We start from the raw sequence: 20,510 nt of genomic DNA, 5'->3' as shown, positions 1-20,510 counted from the left end.
GGGAAGTCCGCTATCAGGGTAACGGGAGATTTACAAAATTCCAACTATTACTGATGAAAACGCAGGCTGTTTTTGCAAGACGTGAGATTGCTCTGGAAGGCATAAAAAAAACAGGACCAAAGTCCTGTTTTTTCGGCATTTAACAAAGAGGTGTGCTATTAGAACTGGTAAACGATACCCACAGCAACGGTGTCGTCAGAACCTACGCCCAGTTTGTTGTCAGAATCGATCTGGTTGATGATGTAGTCAACATAGGTGGACATGTTTTTGTTGAAATAGTAGGTTGCGCCCACTTCAAAGTAGTTCACCAGATCAACATCACCGATACCTTCTACGTCTTTCGCTTTAGATTTGGTGTAAGCGATGGACGGACGCAGACCGAAATCAAACTGGTATTGCGCAACTAACAGAACGTCTTGCGTTTTGTTGGCGAAGCCGCTGGTGTTTGTAAATTTATTAGTGATCGGCGTAGCGTTACGGGTTTCACCGTAGTTCGCTGCCAGGTAGATGTTGTTCGCGTCATACTTCAGGCCAGTAGCCCACTGTTCAGCTTTTTTGCCTTTGCCAAGGGAAGACTCTTCCTGCAGGTTGGTACGGTCAGCGGCACCATAAGCACCAACGATACCAAAGCCTTCGTATTCGTAGCTGATAGAACCGCCAACACCGTCGCCGTTAGAGCGGCGTGCAGTGTCACGCTCGTTTTTACCCAGGTACTGAACAGCGAAGTTCAGACCATCAACCAGACCAAAGAAGTTGGAGTTACGATAGGTAGCAACGCCGCCAACACGACCAACGAAGAAATCATCGCTGTATGCAGTATCACCACCAAATTCTGGCAGCATATCGGTGTAACCCAGTGCATCATAAACCACACCGTAGTTACGGCCGTAATCGAAAGAACCAACGTCAGCGTATTTAAGACCCGCGAATGCCAGACGCGTTTTGTTACCAGTTTGAGCGTCAGCGCCTTCAGAGTTGTTACCCTGGAAGTTATATTCCCACTGACCATAACCGGTCAGATCGGAATTGATTTGAGTTTCCCCTTTAAAACCAAGACGGGCATAGGTCATGTCGCCATTGCCACCGTAACTGTTTTCACCGTTACCCTTGGAGAAATAATGCAGACCGACAGCTTTACCGTACAGATCTACTTTGTTGCCATCTTTGTTATAGATTTCTGCAGCGTTTGCAGTACCTGCTACTAACAGAGCAGGGACGATCACTGCCAGAATATTGCGCTTCATCATTATTTATTACCCTCATGGTTTTTTTATGACACCTGCCACTGCCGTCAATAAGTTCTGTCAATAAAAATTTACGGAACTATTGATGAGAGTTTGGTGTCTTTATGTGTCTGCAGGCATCTTTCCATTCAAACTAACGTTTCGCTACCGTGAAAGTGCTACAAAGATAAAGATTTAGTTTCAAAAAGAAAAAATATGTGACAAAAAGTAAAAATTAAGGAACTTTGTGAACACCGTCATATTTCCATAGAAGCGTGATGATATTTACAGCAATTTTTATCTATTTATATGATTTTCTTATATTTAAATTAACTAAACGGAAATTTTGTTTCTGATGGAAACTTTATCGACCAGGCACAAAATCTTCTTTCAGACATCCAGAATGCCAAAAATTTGTATGAAAATTGTGCTATCAGCTAAGAAAAAACTAATCCGCAATAAGAATGCAGATTATTTTTTGTGCGTAAATGTTGCAGCGTAATATTCCGTAACAGGATGATCGTTATGGCGGGGTTGCAAATAGATTGCTTGACTTAACAAACAGATAACTTGACAGAAAGGATAAAAAAAGAGCCAGCGGGCGCTGGCTCTTGAAGACGCTAAATTAGAAGCTGGCGTTACGCGGAGTACGTGGGAACGGAATAACATCACGTACGTTTTGCACGCCAGTTACGTAAGCAATCAGGCGTTCAAAACCAAGACCGAAACCTGAATGCGGAACAGTACCGTAGCGACGCAGATCGCGATACCACCAGTAATCTTCTTTGTTCAGGCCCATTTCAAGCATACGCTCGTCCAGCACGTCCAGACGTTCTTCACGCTGGGAGCCACCAATGATCTCACCGATGCCCGGAGCCAGAACGTCCATAGCCGCAACGGTTTTACCGTCTTCGTTAAGGCGCATATAGAACGCTTTAATATCTTTCGGATAGTTTTTAACCACTACCGGTGCTTTAAAGTGTTCTTCCGCCAGATAACGCTCATGCTCAGAAGAGAGATCGACGCCCCAGTAAACCGGGTTTTCAAACTTCCTGCCGCAGTTTTCGAGAATGGTCACTGCGTCGGTGTAATCCACCTGCGCGAAATCGGCCTCAATGAAGCGTTCCAGACGTGAAACGGCATCTTTATCTACGCGTTCAGCGAAGAATTTCATGTCGTCAGCGCGTTCTTCGAGAACCGCTTTGAAGACATATTTCAGCATGGCTTCAGCCAGACCTGCGATATCGTTCAGGTTAGCAAACGCCACTTCCGGCTCCAGCATCCAGAATTCCGCCAGGTGACGGCTGGTGTTGGAGTTTTCAGCACGGAAAGTCGGGCCGAAGGTATAAATTTTGGACAATGCGCAAGCGTAGGTTTCGCCGTTCAACTGGCCCGATACGGTCAGGAAAGACTCTTTACCAAAGAAGTCTTTGTCGAAATCCACTTTGCCCTGATCGTTACGCGGCAGGTTTTCCAGATCCAGCGTTGAAACACGGAACATTTCGCCAGCACCTTCGGTATCAGATGCGGTAATCAGTGGCGTTGAAACCCAGAAGAATCCCTGCTCGTTAAAGAAGCGATGCAGCGCCTGCGCCAGCGTATGGCGAACGCGCGCGACGGCACCAATCAGGTTTGTGCGCGGACGCAGGTGAGCGACTTCACGCAGATACTCAATGCTGTGGCGTTTTGCCGCCATCGGGTAAGTGTCTGGATCTTCAACCCAACCAGCAACTTCAACCTTGCTGGCCTGAATTTCAAATTGTTGCCCCTGGCCCGGCGACGCCACGACTTTACCCGTCACAATGACCGAGCAGCCGGTGGTCAGACGCAAGACGTCTTCATTGTAATTGGGCAGAGAATTATTGATGACAGCCTGTACAGGATCAAAGCAGGAACCGTCATAAACGGCGAGGAAGGAGATGCCAGCTTTTGAATCTCGGCGGGTACGTACCCATCCGCGCACGGTGACTTCGCTGTCAACGGCTACGCGGCCCTGGAGTACGTCGGCTACAGGCACAACGCTCATAATATTCTCTCTGTTAATAGTCGGAAAAAATAAACACTTGTCCACCCGTAAATGGGGGGATACCTATGTTACCTGGCATCTGCAATCAGACAAGCAGAATTCGCAAATGCAGCGAAAGATTTCGGAATTAAAGGTAAAAAAAGGGAGCCGATTAGCTCCCTGATGATATTAACTGGCTTTTTTAATATGCGGAAGGTCGAACGCTTTGCGCAGCGCCCGAACAAACGCTTTATCGTGGCAGATAGTTTTTCCAGGGCTGTCAGAAAGTTTCGCCACCGGTTTACCGTTACACTCTACCAACTTAATGACAATATTCAGAGGTTTTACCTGGGGGATATCGCAGGTCAGGCGAGTCCCAATACCAAAACTTAATTGCACGCGGGAAGAGAAGTGGCGGTATAGCTCAACCGCTTTGCGTAAATCCAGATTGTCAGAGAAAACCAGCGTTTTACTCTGTGGATCAATTCCCAGCTTTTCATAATGTGCAATGGCTTTTTCACCCCATTCAACCGGGTCACCAGAGTCATGGCGCAGGCCCTGATAGCGACTGGCGAACTCGACACCGAAATCACGCAGGAAAGCATCCATAGTGATGCAGTCGGTTAATGCAATGCCAAGTTGGTCGGGATACTCTTCCAGCCAGGCAGCAAGTGCAGCTCGCTGGCTGTTGGCTAGATCCGGGCTGATTTGCTGATGCGCCTGGAACCATTCGTGTGCCTGTGTTCCCATCGGCGTGAGGGAAAGCCGACGCGCCAGATCGTAGTTGCTGGTGCCCACGAACCAGGATTCCTGTTGCAGACGTTTCACGATGGTTTCTTGTACTTCGCGAGAAAAACGGCGGCGGGTGCCAAAATCCATCAGATGGAAGCGCGACATATCAAGACCGGCGGTTAATGCCGAGAAGTCGACTAATTTGTTTTCCAGCGTGTCGAGGGCTTGCGCAACGTCGGCCTTCGGTGAGCGATAGCGATGTACCATTTCACTGATAACCGCCAGCAAAGGAACCTCCCAGAGGATGACTTCACGCCACGGGCCGCTTAAACGAATATCCAGCTTGCCATTATCGTTGGACACGGTGACTTGTTCCGGGTTAAAGCGGAACTCGCGTAGCCAGTTAAGATAGTCGGCCTTAAAGAAAGGCAGGGCAGAGAGCCACTGATATTCATCATCCTGCAGGCGCAGGTGCTGCATCGCCTGAACCTGTTCACGAATAGCATCGGCATAAATACCCAGCAGATCGTCACCTCGGCAACGAAACTCCGCCGCGACATGCACATCGTAATAGTGATGAAACACGGCTTGCTGCATATGCAACTTATAAGCATCTGTATCCAGCAACGAGTGCAGAACAGGAGAAGCGAATTGTGTCATAGGTGCGCAGTAGCGTCCTCGTACAGGAGCGTTTAGTACAATAAACATCTTCAGGAACTGCTGGAGTATACCTTGTTTCGCAATTTATTGAACCCCGATCACACCATATGCCACCTTTCTGGTCGATGGCATAACGCGGTGTATGTTATAAAAATGTAGCAATAAAGGCGTTTGTACCTGAAAAGATGAAGATTCTGCATAGCGCGATTTACGCAACAGGAATAGACTGAACACCAGACTCTATAAAAGATGCTAAAGGTTATTTATGACTCAACAGCCACAAGCCAAATACCGTCACGATTATCGTGCGCCGGATTACCAGATTACTGATATTGACTTGACCTTTGACCTGGACGCGCAAAAGACGGCCGTTACCGCGGTCAGCCAGGCTGTCCGTCATGGTGCATCAGATGTTCCGCTTCGTCTCAACGGCGAAGACCTCAAACTGGTTTCTGTTTATATTAATGATGAGCCGTGGACCGCCTGGAAAGAAGAAGAGGGCGCACTGGTCATCAGTAATTTGCCGGAGCGTTTTACGCTTAAGATCGTTAATGAAATTAGCCCGGCGGCGAATACTGCGCTGGAAGGGCTTTATCAGTCAGGCGATGCGCTTTGCACCCAGTGTGAAGCCGAAGGTTTCCGCCATATTACGTATTATCTCGACCGCCCGGATGTGCTGGCGCGTTTTACCACCAAAATTATTGCCGATAAAACCAAATATCCCTTCCTGCTTTCCAATGGTAACCGCGTTGCGCAAGGTGAACTGGAAAATGGACGTCATTGGGTACAGTGGCAGGACCCGTTCCCGAAACCGTGTTACCTGTTTGCGTTGGTGGCAGGCGACTTTGATGTGCTGCGCGACACTTTCACCACGCGTTCTGGTCGCGAAGTAGCGCTGGAGCTGTACGTCGATCGTGGCAACCTTGATCGCGCGCCGTGGGCGATGACCTCGCTGAAAAACTCCATGAAATGGGATGAAGAACGCTTCGGCCTGGAGTATGACCTCGACATCTATATGATCGTCGCGGTGGATTTCTTCAATATGGGCGCAATGGAGAATAAGGGGCTGAATATCTTTAACTCCAAATATGTGCTGGCCCGCACCGACACCGCCACCGACAAAGATTACCTCGATATTGAACGCGTTATCGGCCATGAATATTTCCATAACTGGACCGGCAACCGTGTCACCTGCCGCGACTGGTTCCAGCTCAGTCTGAAAGAAGGTTTAACCGTCTTCCGCGATCAGGAATTCAGCTCTGACCTTGGTTCCCGCGCGGTAAACCGTATCAATAATGTGCGCACCATGCGCGGATTGCAGTTTGCAGAAGACGCCAGCCCGATGGCGCACCCAATTCGCCCGGATATGGTCATTGAAATGAACAACTTCTACACCCTGACCGTTTACGAGAAGGGCGCGGAAGTGATTCGTATGATCCACACTCTGCTTGGCGAAGAAAATTTCCAGAAAGGGATGCAGCTCTATTTCGAGCGTCATGATGGTAGCGCAGCGACCTGTGACGATTTTGTGCAGGCGATGGAAGATGCGTCGAATGTCGATCTTTCCCATTTCCGCCGTTGGTACAGCCAGTCCGGCACGCCGGTTGTGACCGTCAAAGACGACTACAATCCGGAAACTGAGCAGTACACCCTGACCATCAGCCAGCGCACGCCAGCTACACCGGATCAGGCAGAAAAACAACCACTGCATATTCCGTTTGCCATCGAACTGTATGACAACGAAGGCAAAGTGATCCCGTTGCAGAAAGGCGGTCATCCGGTGAATTCCGTGCTGAACGTCACCCAGGCGGAACAGACCTTTGTTTTTGATAATGTCTACTTCCAGCCGGTGCCTGCGCTGCTGTGCGAATTCTCTGCGCCAGTGAAACTGGAATATAAGTGGAGCGATCAGCAACTGACCTTCCTGATGCGTCATGCGCGTAATGATTTCTCTCGCTGGGACGCGGCGCAAAGTTTGCTGGCAACCTACATCAAGCTGAACGTCGCCCGTCATCAGCAAGGGCAGCCGTTGTCTCTGCCGGTGCATGTGGCTGACGCTTTCCGCGCGGTGCTGCTCGATGAGAAGATTGATCCGGCGCTGGCGGCAGAAATCCTGACGCTGCCTTCCGTCAATGAAATGGCAGAACTGTTCGATATCATCGACCCGATTGCTATTGCTGAAGTACGCGAAGCACTCACTCGTACTCTGGCGACTGAACTGGCGGATGAGCTACTGGCTATTTACAACGCGAATTACCAGAGCGAGTACCGTGTTGAGCATGAAGATATTGCAAAACGCACTCTGCGTAATGCCTGCCTGCGCTTCCTTGCTTTTGGTGAAACGCATCTGGCTGACGTGCTGGTGAGCAAGCAATACCATGAAGCAAACAATATGACCGATGCGCTGGCGGCGCTTTCTGCGGCGGTTGCTGCACAACTGCCATGCCGTGACGCGCTGATGCAGGAGTACGACGACAAGTGGCATCAGGATGGTCTGGTGATGGATAAATGGTTTATCCTGCAAGCCACCAGCCCGGCGGCGAATGTGCTGGAGACGGTACGTGGTCTGTTGCAGCATCGCTCATTTACCATGAGCAACCCGAACCGCATTCGTTCATTGATTGGCGCATTTGCGGGCAGCAACCCGGCAGCGTTCCATGCCGAAGATGGCAGCGGTTATCAGTTCCTGGTGGAAATGCTTACCGACCTCAACAGCCGTAACCCGCAGGTGGCTTCACGCCTGATTGAGCCGCTGATTCGCCTGAAACGTTACGATGCCAAACGTCAGGAGAAAATGCGCGCGGCGCTGGAACAGTTGAAAGGGCTGGAAAATCTCTCTGGCGATCTGTACGAGAAGATCACCAAAGCACTGGCTTGATACTTTTGAGCCAAAATGCTTGACGCGTCTTATCAGGCCTACAAGTCCGTTGAAATTGCTGGTTTTGTAGGCTGGATAAGGCGTTCACGCCGCATCAGGCAGTCGTGCCCAACTGCCTGATGCGACGCTTGACGCGTCTTATCAGGCCTACAATCCCGTTGAAAATGCTGGTTTTGTGCGCCACATCCGGCATATTAACCATGACGTCGAATCGGTTGTTCAGAGTGCCCACGTTGCATCACCCGTTGCAACACTTCCGCTTCCAGCTCCGCTAATCGCACCGACCCTAACCGGCGCGGACGGGGGATATCCACCGTCAAATCCAGACCAATTTTTCCCTCTTCAATTAACAACACCCGGTCAGCCATCGCCACCGCTTCGCTCACATCATGCGTCACCAGCAAAACGGTAAAGCCGTGCTCCTGCCAGAGTGACACAATCAAATCCTGCATCTCGAGTCGCGTTAAAGCGTCCAGCGCACCGAGTGGTTCATCAAGCAACAATAAACCCGGTCGATGAATCAGCGCCCTTGCCAGCGCCACACGTTGTTTCTGCCCGCCAGAAAGTGCGGCAGGCCATTCCCCCGCGCGATTCTCCAGCCCTACCGCAGCCAGAGCCTGACGCGCCGCATCGCGCCACTGGCCTTTAAGGCCTAACCCAACGTTATCAATCACCGATTTCCACGGCAGCAGACGCGCGTCCTGAAACATCATTCGCGTATCATCCTGAATCTCAGCCAGCGGTGTGGTGCCCGCTAACACATCGCCAGCGGTTGGCGTTTCCAGACCTGCCAGCAGGCGCAGCAGGGTACTTTTGCCACCGCCGCTGCGGCCCACCACCGCCACAAACTGACCTGCCGGAATATGTAAATCCAGTTGGTTCAGGACGATATTTTCCGCGTAATGTTTGCTTACTGCATTGAGCAACAATGGTGTGCCCTGGTTCAGACGAGCAGTATTCATACCGTGGCCTCCTTCAAATGATAAGCCGGGTTCCAGCGCAACCAGAGACGCTCTAACAGCTGCGCGCTGACGTCAGCAAGTTTGCCGAGCAGGGCGTAAAGAATAATGGCGACTACCACCACGTCCGTTTGCAGAAACTCCCGCGCATTCATCGCCAGATAACCAATGCCGGAATTGGCAGAAATAGTTTCGGCAACGATCAGCGTCAGCCACATCAGGCCCAAAGCAAAACGCACACCGACCATAATTGAGGGCAGGGCACCAGGCAGGATCACATGGATAAACAGCGGTATGCCGGATAATCCATAGCTACGTGCCATCTCCACCAGCCCACGGTCGATATTACGGATGCCGTGCCAGGTGTTGATATAAATGGGGAATAGCGTACCGAGCGCCACCAGAAATATTTTAGCGGATTCATCAATGCCGAACCACAAAATCACCAGCGGGATCAGCGCCAGATGCGGCACGTTGCGCAACATCTGAATTGAGGTATCCAGCAGCCGTTCTCCCCAGCGTGACAGCCCGCTAATCAGCCCCAGAATTAATCCCAGTGATCCGCCAATTGAAAAGCCAATCAACGCACGCCAGGAGCTGATCGCCAGATGCTGCCACAGTTCGCCGCTGGCAGAGAGCGTCCAGAACGCCATCACCACTCCTTCCGGTGAGGGCAAAATACGCGTCGATAGCCAGCCAACCGAGGAGGCCAGTTGCCACACCGCCACGATGCCCACCGGTAAAAACCAGGGAGCAACGCGCAATAACCACTTCTTCACTGGCGTTGCCATCATCGTGTTCCTTAGCTTTGCGCGACGTTACGGGGGATAAAATCATTCGCCACCGCTTCGCCTTGTGGATTCAGCGGTTGTGGCTGGGGAATTTCCGGGATGGCGACATCCAGATGTGGGAACAGTAACTCGCCGACCCGATACGCTTCTTCCAGATGCGGGTAGCCCGAAAGCACAAAACTGTCGATGCCAAGTGCAGCGTATTCGTTGATTCGCGCGGCGACCGTAGGACCATCGCCCACCAGCGCCGTCCCGGCACCGCCGCGCACTAAGCCAACACCCGCCCATAAATTGGGGCTGATCTCCAGATTGTCGCGCTTGCCGTTATGTAGCGCCGCCATTCGCTGTTGTCCTACGGAATCCGTGCGGGCGAATGCGGCCTGTGCTTTGGCGATAGTTTCATCATCAAGATGCGAGATTAACCGCTCGGCGGCCTGCCACGCTTCGTCGTTGGTTTCACGAACAATCACATGCAGACGAATACCGAAACGAATTTTGCGTCCATGCGCGGCAGCTTTCGCCCGCACGTGTTCGATTTTCTCTTTTACCAGTTCCGGTGGTTCGCCCCAGGTAAGGTAGAGATCAACTTGTTCTGCCGCCAGCTCCTGGGCGACATCTGACGATCCGCCAAAGTAAAGCGGAGGATAAGGCTGTTGAATCGGCGGGAAGAGCAGTTTGGCTCCGCGTACATGAATATGTTTGCCGTTGAAATCCACAGTCTCGCCAAGCAACAACCGCCGCCAGACCTGGGTAAATTCTGCCGAGGCTTCGTAACGCTCGCTATGATCAAGGAACACGCCGTCGCCTGCCAGTTCTTGTGGATCGCTGCCTGTGACCAGGTTAAACAACGCACGTCCGTTAGAGAGACGGTCAAGCGTGGCGGCCTGACGGGCGGCAACGGTAGGTGAGGTTACGCTGGGGCGCAGGGCGACAAGAAACTTCAGCCGTTGTGTCACCGGGATCATCGACGCCGCCACCAGCCACGCATCTTCACACGATCGCCCCGTCGGGATCAGCACACCGGTATAGCCCAGACGATCCGCCGCTTGCGCAATTTGTTGCAGATAACCGTGATCAACCGGACGTGAACCTTCTTCCGTTCCCAGATAATGCCCGTCACCGTGGGTCGGTAAAAACCAGAACATATTCAGACTCATAATTGTTTTCCTTCCAGTTGAGTGGGCTGCCAGATGCGCTGGCGAATATCGACTTTTTTCGGCACCAGACGGTTTTCATAAAACAGATCTGCCGTTTGCTGCTGTAAGGCGGCAACTTCAGCGCTCAACGGTTTGATGGTGGTGGGAGGACGATGATCCAGATATGAGGCAATAACCGGTGCCGGTAAGCCCATCGTTTTTGCCAGTAAAGCGATGCTTTGTTCGCGCTGGCTGCGGGTTAACGCATCGGCCTCACTAAAGGTTGTCAGCACACCCTGAATAAAAGCGCCGTTTTTTTCTGCATACGGACGAGCTGCCAGATAAAACGATCCAGTTTGATTGAGATCGGTGCCGTCTTTCAGCACCCGCACGCCGCCCTGTAATAATGCAGCGGAGTAGTAGGGATCCCAGATAGCCCAGGCGTCAACGTTACCTTGCTGGAACGCGGCGCGGGCATCGGCAGGCGTCAGGTAAGTGGGCTGAATATCCGTGAATTTAAGCCCGGCCTGGCGAAGGGCTCGCAGTAAAAGATTGTGCGAACTGGAACCTTTCTGAAAGGCAACTTTGTGACCTTTAAGATCGGCTACGGTTTTGATCGGGCTGTTTTCTGCCACCAGAATCACTTCGGCTTTGGGTTTCGGTGGCTCGACGCCCACGTATACCAAATCAGCCCCGGCAGCCTGGGCAAAGATTGGCGGAATATCCCCGGTACTGCCGAGATCGATACTGCCAACGTTTAACGCCTCCAGCATCTGTGGGCCAGCGGGGAACTCCACCCAGGAGATTTTTGTTTGCGGATAGCGTTTTTCCAGTAACTGGTGGCTTTTTGCCAGCACCATACCAATACTGCCTTTTTGATAGCCTATACGTAACGCCTCTGGCGAAGACTCCGCGGCAACAGCAAGTGTAGAGACGCTAAGTAAACCCGCCAGCGCCAGTTTAATGATCTTACGCATGGGCATTACCTCGCAGAGACAGAAGGTCAGGAACCTGAACATCGCGGCGGTGCAACGCCTGCCAGAAAGTTTCTAGCGCGGTATCAAGACGAGTTTGCAGATTTGGCGTGAACTGGGGTTTGTGTTGATAATCAATGACTTGCGAGTCATCGGCAAACACGCCGTGCAGGATCTCCTGGGCTTTCAGCGTACTTAAAACTGGCTTAAGGGCATAATCGACCGCCAGCAGATGGGCCACGGTGCCGCCTGTCGCCAGCGGCAGCACCACTTTGCCTTGCAACGCACGTTCTGGCAGCAGGTCGAGCAGGGTTTTCAGTGCACCGGAATAGGCGGCTTTATACACAGGCGTGGCGACAATCAGCCCATCGGCCTGTTGCAGCTGTTCGGTGAAGGTCTTGAGTGCCGGACTATCGAAACGAGCATAAAGCAGATCTTCCGGGACGAAGTTTTGCAAATTCCAGTGATAAACCTCTACATCCAGGCCATTTAGTTTTTCCCGCGCATATTCCAGCAAGGAGCTGGAGCGAGAAGGAAAGCGAGGACTACCCGCCAGGGTGATGACACGCATACTCTCTCCTTATAACCAATTGTTCTTGTTTTGTTAACATTGATAACAATTCGGTCAGTCTGACAGAGGGCGTCCGCGAGTCGAAATGATTTATCTGAGGAAGAAAAGCCAAAAAAAGCATAAAAAAAGCGCAATAAGAAAACGTTTGCTATTTATTGCCGCAGGTCAATTCCCTTTTGGTCCGAACTCGCACATAATACGCCCCCGGTTTGCACACCGGGAATCCAGGAGAGTTCATGTACTACCCCTTCGTTCGTAAAGCCCTTTTCCAGCTCGATCCAGAGCGCGCTCATGAGTTTACTTTTCAGCAATTACGCCGTATTACAGGAACGCCGTTTGAAGCACTGGTGCGGCAGAAAGTGCCTGCGAAACCTGTTAACTGCATGGGCCTGACGTTTAAAAATCCGCTTGGTCTGGCAGCCGGTCTTGATAAAGACGGGGAGTGCATTGACGCGTTAGGCGCGATGGGATTTGGATCCATCGAGATCGGTACCGTCACGCCACGTCCCCAGCCAGGTAATGACAAGCCGCGTCTCTTTCGTCTGGTAGATGCCGAAGGTTTGATCAACCGTATGGGCTTTAATAATCTTGGCGTTGATAACCTCGTAGAGAACGTAAAAAAAGCCCATTATGACGGCGTTCTGGGTATTAACATCGGCAAAAATAAAGATACGCCGGTGGAGCAGGGTAAAGATGACTATCTGATTTGTATGGAAAAAATCTATGCCTATGCGGGATATATCGCCATCAATATTTCATCGCCAAATACCCCAGGATTACGCACACTGCAATATGGTGAAGCGCTGGATGATCTCTTAACTGCGATTAAAAATAAACAAAATGATTTGCAAGTGATGCACCATAAATATGTGCCGATCGCAGTGAAGATCGCGCCGGATCTTTCTGAAGAAGAATTGATCCAGGTTGCCGATAGTTTAGTTCGCCATAATATTGATGGCGTTATTGCAACCAATACCACACTCGATCGTTCTCTGGTTCAGGGAATGAAAAATTGTGATCAAACCGGTGGCTTAAGTGGTCGTCCGCTTCAGTTAAAAAGCACCGAAATTATTCGCCGCTTGTCACAGGAATTAAACGGACGCTTGCCGATTATTGGTGTTGGCGGCATTGACTCGGTTATCGCTGCGCGTGAAAAGATTGCTGCGGGTGCCACACTGGTGCAAATTTATTCTGGTTTTATTTTTAAAGGCCCGCCGCTGATTAAAGAAATCGTTACCCATATCTAATTATTTCTTCAAATTCCTCTTTATAAGATAATCAGGGCTTTATTTTCAGCCCTGGTTGTTTTATATTCATCGCTGTTGCTTATTTAGACATTTTGTACTTTTATTGTTGAGGTTATTAAGCGAAGCGACAATGGATTGTGTCGCTGCGGTTTTATAAGGTTGGGGAGTGGCAGATGCGAATTAAACCAGACGATAACTGGCGTTGGTATTACGATGAAGAGCACGATCGAATGATGCTCGATTTAGCCAATGGTATGCTATTTCGCTCACGTTTTGCGCGCAAAATGTTGACTCCAGATGCCTTTTCTCCCGCAGGTTTTTGCGTTGATGACGCCGCGCTCTATTTCTCTTTTGAAGAAAAGTGCCGCGATTTTAATTTATCTAAAGAACAAAAAGCCGAACTGGTGCTGAATGCACTGGTAGCAATTCGTTATCTCAAACCGCAAATGCCGAAAAGCTGGCATTTTGTATCTCATGGTGAAATGTGGATGCCCATGCCGGGCGATGCGGCCTACGTTTGGTTGAGCGACACTCATGAGCAAGTGAATTTACTGGTCGTTGAATCTGGCGAGAATGCCGCGCTATGTCTACTGGCACAACCCTGCGTTGTTATTGCGGGTCGCGCGATGCAGTTGGGCGACGCCATTAAAATCATGAACGACAGGCTGAAACCGCAGGTTAATGTTGACAGCTTCAGCCTCGAACAGGCAGTCTAACGCGCCAGCTTAAGCGCAGTCTTCGGTACACAACTACAGCAAAGAATAGTGCCATCATCGCCTATTGCTGATTTTTTTAGCGGCGTGACTTCGCCTTCTAAAAGCTGAACACGGCAACTTCCACAAATGCCCGCGCGGCAAGAATAAGGGATACGAATTCCCTGATTTTCTAATTGCTCCAGCAGCACCTGTTGGTTATTTCCACGAAATGCCTGTCCCTGCCAGTCAATATCTACGTTTGCGTCCGGTTGTTGCGTGATGTTGGCAGTATCATCAGCGGCACCTGCGCCGTAAATTTTAGCCGGAGCCGTTGCCAGAATTTCCACCTCGTCGCCAACGCGAATCACGCCGCTATTACGGGCAATTAAATTCTGACCAAAATCGACATCGCCGTTATCCTGGGCAGTACGGAAAGATTGCAGCGTTTTTAATGGTTCGCCTGCCGGATGTTTTTGCCCTTTTTCTGGGCTGACGGTGGTGAAAATACAGCGGCTACAAGGCTTAACCACATCAAACACGACATCACCAATGCGAATCACTTTCCAGCTATCTTCTTCCCAGGCCGAAGCACCGGAAACCACCAGATTGGGGCGGAATTGCTCCATTTTTACACTGGCCGGACAACGTTGTTGGAGATCACGTAACGAGGCCTCGTTAGCAAGAAGGTAAGGATAGCCATCAGCAAATGACAGGGGTACAGTGTTGTGGCGTTTCACGCGCCGGGTCATTTGTGGCCCCACCCAGCGTAATTGCACTTCGCGGGAGAAAAATCCACTTAGCCATTTGTTGATCGCGTCTGGCGCAATTCGCGCGGTAAAATGTGTGCCCCAAACTTCGGTTGGTGCGTCTTGTGTGGCGAAATCAGCAAAACGAACATATGCACTACTGCCATCTGGTGCGGTGAGATGCAAGCCATCATGCACGGGTGAAGGAGTAAACCGTACCATTAGCGGAAACTGGCGAGCGGTAATAAACGTACCGTCAGGTTCCGTGATCATAAAGATGCGATCGAAGGCCAGACCACTGACATCTGCCAGGGTATGTGTAAGACCAATGCCGCGCATCGATTTAACAGGATGAATAAAAAGCCGGGTTAATGTCGCCACGGTGCGGTCCTCAAATGAAAATAAGCCCTCAACTTTATGACATGACGCGCTTATTAGCTATAATGCGCAACAATTTTCTTAGAGTAAAAGTGACAATATGAATTCTCTGTTTGCCAGTACGGCCCGTGGGCTGGAAGAGCTGTTAAAAACTGAACTGGAAAACCTGGGGGCCGTTGAATGCCAGGTGGTTCAGGGTGGGGTCCATTTCAAGGGCGACACACGGCTTGTTTACCAGAGCCTGATGTGGAGCCGCCTGGCCTCGCGTATTATGTTGCCGCTGGGCGAGTGTAAGGTTTACAGTGATTTAGACCTCTATCTCGGCGTTCAGGCGATCAACTGGACAGAGATGTTTAATCCTGGCGCGACCTTCGCTGTCCACTTCAGTGGTTTGAATGACACCATACGCAACAGTCAGTACGGTGCGATGAAAGTGAAAGACGCGATCGTCGATGCTTTCACGCGGAAAAATCTGCCGCGTCCAAATGTTGATCGCGATGCGCCGGATATCCGCGTTAACGTCTGGCTGCATAAAGAAACGGCCAGTATCGCCCTTGATCTCAGTGGTGATGGTTTACATCTGCGTGGCTATCGCGATCGTGCTGGCATTGCGCCGATCAAAGAAACCCTGGCAGCCGCTATTGTGATGCGATCCGGCTGGCAGCCAGGAACACCGCTGCTCGATCCAATGTGTGGTTCAGGTACGTTGCTGATTGAAGCAGCGATGCTGGCGACCGACCGCGCACCGGGCTTGCACCGTGGGCGTTGGGGCTTTAGCGGCTGGACGCAGCATGATGAAGCTATCTGGCAGGAAGTGAAAGCGGAAGCGCAAACTCGTGCCCGTAAAGGCCTGGCGGAGTATAGCTCCCATTTCTACGGTTCGGACAGTGACGCACGGGTGATTCAACGTGCGCGCACTAACGCCCGTCTTGCGGGGATTGGTGAACTGATCACCTTTGAGGTGAACGATGTCGCGCAACTGGTCAATCCGCTGCCGAAAGGGCCGTACGGTACAGTGTTGAGCAACCCGCCATACGGTGAACGTCTGGACAGCGAACCGGCGCTGATTGCGCTGCATAGTCTGCTGGGCCGAATCATGAAAAACCAGTTCGGTGGCTGGAATCTCTCTTTGTTTAGTGCCTCGCCGGATCTGCTAAGCTGCCTGCAGCTGCGTGCAGACAAACAGTACAAGGCGAAAAACGGCCCGCTGGACTGCGTACAGAAAAACTACCATGTTGCCGAAAGCACACCAGACAGCAAACCGGTAATGGCAGCGGAAGACTACGCCAACCGTCTGCGTAAGAACCTCAAAAAATTCGAGAAGTGGGCTCGCCAGGAAGGAATTGAATGTTACCGCCTGTATGACGCCGATCTGCCGGAATATAACGTTGCCGTTGACCGTTATGCCGACTGGGTGGTGGTGCAGGAGTATGCGCCGCCAAAAACTATTGATGCGCACAAAGCGCGTCAGCGTCTGTTCGATATTATCGCTGCAACCATTTTGGTACTGGGGATTGCGCCAAACAAACTGGTGCTAAAAACCCGTGAACGCCAGAAGGGCAAAAATCAATACCAGAAACTGGGCGAGAAGGGCGAGTTTCTGGAAGTTACCGAATATAACGCTCACTTGTGGGTGAACCTGACGGATTACCTCGATACCGGTCTGTTCCTCGATCACCGTATCGCCCGTCGTATGCTCGGTCAGATGAGCAAAGGCAAAGATTTCCTCAACCTGTTCTCTTATACCGGCAGCGCCACCGTGCACGCGGGATTAGGCGGTGCACGCAGCACTACCACCGTGGATATGTCGCGTACTTATCTGGAGTGGGCAGAACGCAACCTGCGTCTGAATGGCCTAACCGGGCGTGCGCATCGCCTGATTCAGGCCGATTGCCTGGCGTGGCTGCGTGAGGCTAATGAACAGTTCGATCTGATATTTATCGATCCACCAACCTTCTCTAACTCGAAACGAATGGAAGATGCGTTTGATGTTCAGCGCGATCATCTGGCGCTGATGAAAGATTTGAAACGTCTGCTGCGTGCTGGTGGGACGATCATGTTCTCGAACAACAAACGTGGCTTCCGTATGGATCTTGACGGACTGGCAAAACTGGGACTGAAAGCACAAGAAATTACGCAAAAAACGCTCTCCCAGGATTTCGCCCGTAACCGCCAGATCCACAACTGCTGGCTGATTACCGCAGCCTGAAAGGAATAGTAATGTCATTAATCAGTATGCATGGCGCATGGCTGTCGTTCAGCGACGCGCCGCTTCTCGATAACGCAGAACTGCATATCGAAGATAACGAACGTGTTTGTCTGGTGGGGCGTAACGGCGCAGGCAAATCGACGTTAATGAAGATCCTCAACCGTGAACAGGGGCTGGATGACGGTCGCATTATTTATGAGCAAGGTGTGATTGTAGCTCGTCTGCAACAGGATCCGCCGCGTAACGTTGAGGGTAGCGTTTATGATTTCGTTGCCGAAGGTATTGAAGAACAAGCGGAATACCTGAAACGCTATCACGATATTTCGCGCCTGGTGATGAACGACCCGAGCGAGAAAAATCTCAACGAACTGGCGAAGGTTCAGGAACTGCTGGATCACCACAACCTGTGGCAGCTGGAAAACCGTATCAACGAAGTGCTGGCGCAACTGGGGTTAGATCCTAATGTTGCGCTGTCGTCGCTTTCCGGCGGTTGGTTGCGTAAAGCGGCATTAGGACGCGCGCTGGTGAGCAATCCGCGCGTATTGCTGCTCGACGAACCGACTAACCACCTGGATATCGAAACCATCGACTGGCTGGAAGGATTCCTTAAAACCTTCAATGGGACGATTATTTTCATCTCCCACGACCGTTCGTTTATCCGCAATATGGCGACGCGTATTGTTGATCTCGATCGCGGCAAACTTGTGACCTATCCAGGGAATTACGACCAGTACCTGCTGGAAAAAGAAGAAGCCCTGCGCGTGGAAGAACTACAAAATGCCGAGTTCGATCGCAAACTGGCGCAGGAAGAAGTGTGGATCCGTCAGGGGATCAAAGCACGCCGTACCCGTAATGAAGGCCGCGTACGCGCCCTGAAAGCAATGCGTCGCGAGCGTGGCGAACGTCGCGAAGTGATGGGTACCGCAAAAATGCAGGTGGAAGAAGCCAGCCGCTCCGGTAAGATCGTTTTCGAAATGGAAGACGTTTGCTACCAGGTTGACGGTAAGCAACTGGTGAAAGATTTTTCTGCCCAGGTTCTACGCGGCGACAAAATTGCCCTGATTGGTCCGAATGGGTGCGGCAAAACCACGCTGCTGAAACTAATGCTCGGTCAGCTTCAAGCAGACAGCGGGCGTATTCATGTTGGCACCAAACTGGAAGTGGCTTATTTCGATCAGCACCGCGCGGAACTGGATCCCGATAAAACGGTGATGGATAACCTTGCTGAAGGTAAGCAAGAGGTGATGGTTAACGGCAAGCCACGCCACGTATTGGGCTATTTGCAGGACTTCCTGTTCCATCCAAAACGGGCGATGACGCCGGTACGTGCGCTTTCTGGCGGTGAGCGTAACCGCTTGTTGTTGGCGCGTTTGTTCCTCAAACCAAGCAACTTATTGATTCTTGACGAACCGACCAACGATCTTGATGTCGAAACGCTGGAACTGCTGGAAGAACTGATCGACAGCTATCAGGGCACGGTATTGCTGGTTAGCCACGATCGTCAGTTTGTCGATAACACCGTTACAGAATGCTGGATCTTCGAAGGCGGCGGTAAAATTGGTCGTTATGTCGGCGGTTATCATGATGCCCGTGGTCAGCAAGAACAGTATGTGGCGCTCAAACAGCCTGCGGTGAAAAAAAGCGAAGAAGCCGCTGCGCCAAAAGCAGAAACTGTAAAACGCAGCAGTAGCAAACTAAGCTATAAATTGCAGCGCGAACTGGAGCAGCTACCGCAATTGCTTGAAGATCTGGAGGCGAAGCTGGAAGCTTTACAGACGCAAGTGGCGGATGCTTCCTTCTTCAGTCAGCCCCATGAGCAGACACAAAAAGTGCTCGCCGATATGGCTGCTGCAGAGCAGGAGCTGGAGCAAGCCTTTGAACGCTGGGAGTATCTTGAAGCGTTAAAAAATGGTGGCTGATCGCAAAATAGTCGATTTAAACAGAGACAGCTGACAACGGTAAAATTGCCTGATGAACTGGGTTTATCAGGCATGAAAACCAACACTTTGTTAGTCATCTGCAAAATAGCGCATCATTAAGGAGTACCAATGTGCGAACATCATCATGCCGCGAAGCACATCCTGTGCTCGCAGTGTGACATGCTGGTGGCGTTACCGCGCCTTGAGCATGGTCAGAAAGCGGCATGTCCCCGGTGTGGCACAACGTTAACCGTGGCGTGGGATGCCCCTCGGCAGCGTCCCACCGCCTATGCGTTGGCTGCACTGTTCATGCTGTTGCTGTCCAACTTGTTTCCTTTTGTGAATATGAACGTTGCAGGAGTTACCAGTGAAATTACATTACTGGAAATTCCCGGCGTGCTTTTTTCTGAGGACTACGCCAGCCTCGGCACCTTTTTCCTGTTGTTTGTGCAACTGGTTCCCGCGTTTTGTCTGATAACCATTCTGTTACTGGTGAATCGCGCGGAATTACCGGTCCGTTTAAAAGAGCAACTGGCACGGGTGCTTTTTCAACTCAAAACCTGGGGAATGGCGGAGATTTTCCTCGCGGGTGTGCTGGTCAGTTTCGTTAAACTGATGGCTTACGGCAGCATTGGGGTAGGCAGCAGCTTTCTCCCCTGGTGTTTATTTTGTGTCCTGCAACTGCGCGCTTTTCAGTGCGTTGATCGTCGCTGGTTATGGGACGACATCGCCCCGATGCCAGAACTGCGCCAGCCGCTAAAACCAGGTGTCACGGGGATACGTCAGGGGCTGCGTTCGTGCTCCTGTTGTACGGCAATCCTTCCTGCTGATGAACCCGTGTGCCCGCGTTGTAGTACCAAAGGGTACGTTCGGCGTAGAAACAGCCTGCAGTGGACACTCGCGCTGCTTGTAACGTCCATCATGCTGTATCTTCCGGCTAATATTTTGCCCATCATGGTGACGGATTTATTAGGCTCGAAGATGCCGTCGACGATTCTCGCTGGGGTCATTCTGTTATGGAGCGAAGGCTCTTATCCCGTCGCTGCGGTGATTTTTCTGGCCAGTATTATGGTGCCAACGTTAAAGATGATCGCCATTGCGTGGCTGTGTTGGGATGCCAAAGGACACGGCAAGCGCGACAGTGAAAGAATGCATTTGATTTATGAAGTTGTTGAGTTTGTAGGCCGCTGGTCGATGATTGACGTTTTCGTTATCGCGGTGCTCTCGGCGCTGGTGCGTATGGGAGGTTTAATGAGTATTTATCCGGCAATGGGTGCATTAATGTTTGCTTTAGTCGTCATAATGACAATGTTTTCTGCTATGACGTTTGACCCGCGTTTGTCGTGGGATCGTCAACCTGAATCAGAGCATGAGGAGTCCTGACAGT

Annotated in this window: 15 protein-coding genes; 6 read left to right on the top strand and 9 right to left on the bottom strand. The window is 51.1% G+C overall.

Translation table 11 applies throughout. The features are described from left to right. Positions 1–158: 158 nt before the first annotated feature. The 3 genes from ompF to pncB form a co-directional block, all read right to left on the bottom strand. Positions 159–1,247 (bottom strand): porin OmpF, encoded by a 1,089-nt coding sequence (gene ompF, locus C4F37_RS00950; RefSeq protein ID WP_000977927.1) that lies wholly within the window; start codon positions 1,245–1,247, stop codon positions 159–161. Positions 1,248–1,848: 601 nt separating this feature from the next. Next, entirely contained in the window at positions 1,849–3,249 is a 1,401-nt protein-coding gene (gene asnS, locus C4F37_RS00945) for an asparagine--tRNA ligase (RefSeq protein ID WP_000117881.1), read from the bottom strand. A 168-nt stretch (positions 3,250–3,417) separates the two neighbouring features. Continuing rightward, entirely contained in the window at positions 3,418–4,620 is a 1,203-nt protein-coding gene (pncB, locus tag C4F37_RS00940; RefSeq protein WP_001538521.1) for a nicotinate phosphoribosyltransferase, read from the bottom strand. 265 nt (positions 4,621–4,885) lie between these two features. Between pncB and pepN the strand changes: the two genes are divergently transcribed. Next, positions 4,886–7,498, top strand: coding sequence for an aminopeptidase N (gene pepN, locus C4F37_RS00935; protein WP_001538523.1), 2,613 nt, complete (start codon positions 4,886–4,888; stop codon positions 7,496–7,498). Positions 7,499–7,692: 194 nt separating this feature from the next. On the opposite strand, the gene ssuB is transcribed toward pepN, so the two are convergent. Genes ssuB through ssuE form a run of 5 tightly spaced genes read right to left on the bottom strand, consistent with a single transcriptional unit; the run spans position 7,693 to position 11,929 of the window. Further along, a complete protein-coding gene (gene ssuB / locus C4F37_RS00930) occupies positions 7,693–8,460 on the bottom strand; it encodes an aliphatic sulfonates ABC transporter ATP-binding protein (RefSeq protein ID WP_001090487.1) in 768 nt (255 codons plus the stop codon). After that, on the bottom strand, positions 8,457–9,248 hold the full coding sequence (ssuC, locus tag C4F37_RS00925) for an aliphatic sulfonate ABC transporter permease SsuC (protein WP_000235189.1): 792 nt from the start codon (positions 9,246–9,248) through the stop codon (positions 8,457–8,459). The genes ssuB and ssuC overlap by 4 nt, the downstream gene beginning before the upstream one ends. Before the next feature lie 11 nt (positions 9,249–9,259). Then, positions 9,260–10,405: an FMNH2-dependent alkanesulfonate monooxygenase gene (gene ssuD, locus C4F37_RS00920; RefSeq protein WP_000055973.1), complete on the bottom strand. Its 1,146-nt coding sequence runs from the start codon at positions 10,403–10,405 to the stop codon at positions 9,260–9,262. Further along, positions 10,402–11,361, bottom strand: coding sequence for an aliphatic sulfonate ABC transporter substrate-binding protein SsuA (gene ssuA, locus C4F37_RS00915; protein ID WP_001226260.1), 960 nt, complete (start codon positions 11,359–11,361; stop codon positions 10,402–10,404). Before ssuA ends, ssuD begins: the two co-directional genes overlap by 4 nt. Next, complete coding sequence (gene ssuE, locus C4F37_RS00910) at positions 11,354–11,929, bottom strand: NADPH-dependent FMN reductase (RefSeq protein WP_001263945.1); 576 nt, start codon at positions 11,927–11,929, stop codon at positions 11,354–11,356. Before ssuE ends, ssuA begins: the two co-directional genes overlap by 8 nt. 236 nt (positions 11,930–12,165) lie before the next feature. Between ssuE and pyrD the strand changes: the two genes are divergently transcribed. Beyond that, a complete protein-coding gene (pyrD, locus tag C4F37_RS00900) occupies positions 12,166–13,176 on the top strand; it encodes a quinone-dependent dihydroorotate dehydrogenase (RefSeq protein WP_001538524.1) in 1,011 nt (336 codons plus the stop codon). 173 nt (positions 13,177–13,349) lie between these two features. Then, on the top strand, positions 13,350–13,892 hold the full coding sequence (gene zapC / locus C4F37_RS00895; RefSeq protein WP_001295935.1) for a cell division protein ZapC: 543 nt from the start codon (positions 13,350–13,352) through the stop codon (positions 13,890–13,892). Here zapC and ycbX read toward each other — a convergent pair. Then, complete coding sequence (ycbX, locus tag C4F37_RS00890; RefSeq protein WP_000224300.1) at positions 13,889–14,998, bottom strand: 6-N-hydroxylaminopurine resistance protein YcbX; 1,110 nt, start codon at positions 14,996–14,998, stop codon at positions 13,889–13,891. The two genes, zapC and ycbX, sit on opposite strands and share 4 nt — an antisense overlap. Before the next feature lie 97 nt (positions 14,999–15,095). Between ycbX and rlmKL the strand changes: the two genes are divergently transcribed. The 3 genes from rlmKL to pqiA all read left to right on the top strand — a co-directional run bounded on the left by rlmKL (position 15,096) and on the right by pqiA (position 20,506). Beyond that, positions 15,096–17,204 carry a bifunctional 23S rRNA (guanine(2069)-N(7))-methyltransferase RlmK/23S rRNA (guanine(2445)-N(2))-methyltransferase RlmL gene (gene rlmKL, locus C4F37_RS00885; RefSeq protein WP_001538527.1) on the top strand — a complete coding sequence of 703 codons (2,109 nt, stop codon included), beginning with the start codon at positions 15,096–15,098 and terminating at the stop codon, positions 17,202–17,204. 11 nt (positions 17,205–17,215) lie between these two features. After that, positions 17,216–19,123, top strand: a complete 1,908-nt coding sequence (locus tag C4F37_RS00880) for an ABC transporter ATP-binding protein (protein WP_001773885.1) — start codon at positions 17,216–17,218, stop codon at positions 19,121–19,123. A 129-nt stretch (positions 19,124–19,252) separates the two neighbouring features. Then, positions 19,253–20,506 carry a membrane integrity-associated transporter subunit PqiA gene (gene pqiA / locus C4F37_RS00875; RefSeq protein WP_000333176.1) on the top strand — a complete coding sequence of 418 codons (1,254 nt, stop codon included), beginning with the start codon at positions 19,253–19,255 and terminating at the stop codon, positions 20,504–20,506. Positions 20,507–20,510: the final 4 nt, after the last annotated feature.

It is taken from the genome of Escherichia sp. R1, assembly GCF_003000935.1.
Classification (GTDB): Bacteria; Pseudomonadota; Gammaproteobacteria; order Enterobacterales; family Enterobacteriaceae; genus Escherichia; species Escherichia coli.
This window is presented reverse-complemented; position numbering and strand designations above follow the sequence as displayed.

Coding starts and splice junctions, on each gene's coding strand:
- asnS (WP_000117881.1), bottom strand. CDS start 3,249: ATGAGCGTTGTGCCTGTAGCCGACGTACTCCAGGGCCGCGTAGCCGTT.
- pepN (WP_001538523.1), top strand. CDS start 4,886: ATGACTCAACAGCCACAAGCCAAATACCGTCACGATTATCGTGCGCCG.
- ompF (WP_000977927.1), bottom strand. CDS start 1,247: ATGATGAAGCGCAATATTCTGGCAGTGATCGTCCCTGCTCTGTTAGTA.
- C4F37_RS00880 (WP_001773885.1), top strand. CDS start 17,216: ATGTCATTAATCAGTATGCATGGCGCATGGCTGTCGTTCAGCGACGCG.
- pncB (WP_001538521.1), bottom strand. CDS start 4,620: ATGACACAATTCGCTTCTCCTGTTCTGCACTCGTTGCTGGATACAGAT.
- ssuB (WP_001090487.1), bottom strand. CDS start 8,460: ATGAATACTGCTCGTCTGAACCAGGGCACACCATTGTTGCTCAATGCA.
- ssuA (WP_001226260.1), bottom strand. CDS start 11,361: ATGCGTAAGATCATTAAACTGGCGCTGGCGGGTTTACTTAGCGTCTCT.
- zapC (WP_001295935.1), top strand. CDS start 13,350: ATGCGAATTAAACCAGACGATAACTGGCGTTGGTATTACGATGAAGAG.
- ssuD (WP_000055973.1), bottom strand. CDS start 10,405: ATGAGTCTGAATATGTTCTGGTTTTTACCGACCCACGGTGACGGGCAT.
- ssuC (WP_000235189.1), bottom strand. CDS start 9,248: ATGGCAACGCCAGTGAAGAAGTGGTTATTGCGCGTTGCTCCCTGGTTT.
- pyrD (WP_001538524.1), top strand. CDS start 12,166: ATGTACTACCCCTTCGTTCGTAAAGCCCTTTTCCAGCTCGATCCAGAG.
- rlmKL (WP_001538527.1), top strand. CDS start 15,096: ATGAATTCTCTGTTTGCCAGTACGGCCCGTGGGCTGGAAGAGCTGTTA.
- pqiA (WP_000333176.1), top strand. CDS start 19,253: ATGTGCGAACATCATCATGCCGCGAAGCACATCCTGTGCTCGCAGTGT.
- ssuE (WP_001263945.1), bottom strand. CDS start 11,929: ATGCGTGTCATCACCCTGGCGGGTAGTCCTCGCTTTCCTTCTCGCTCC.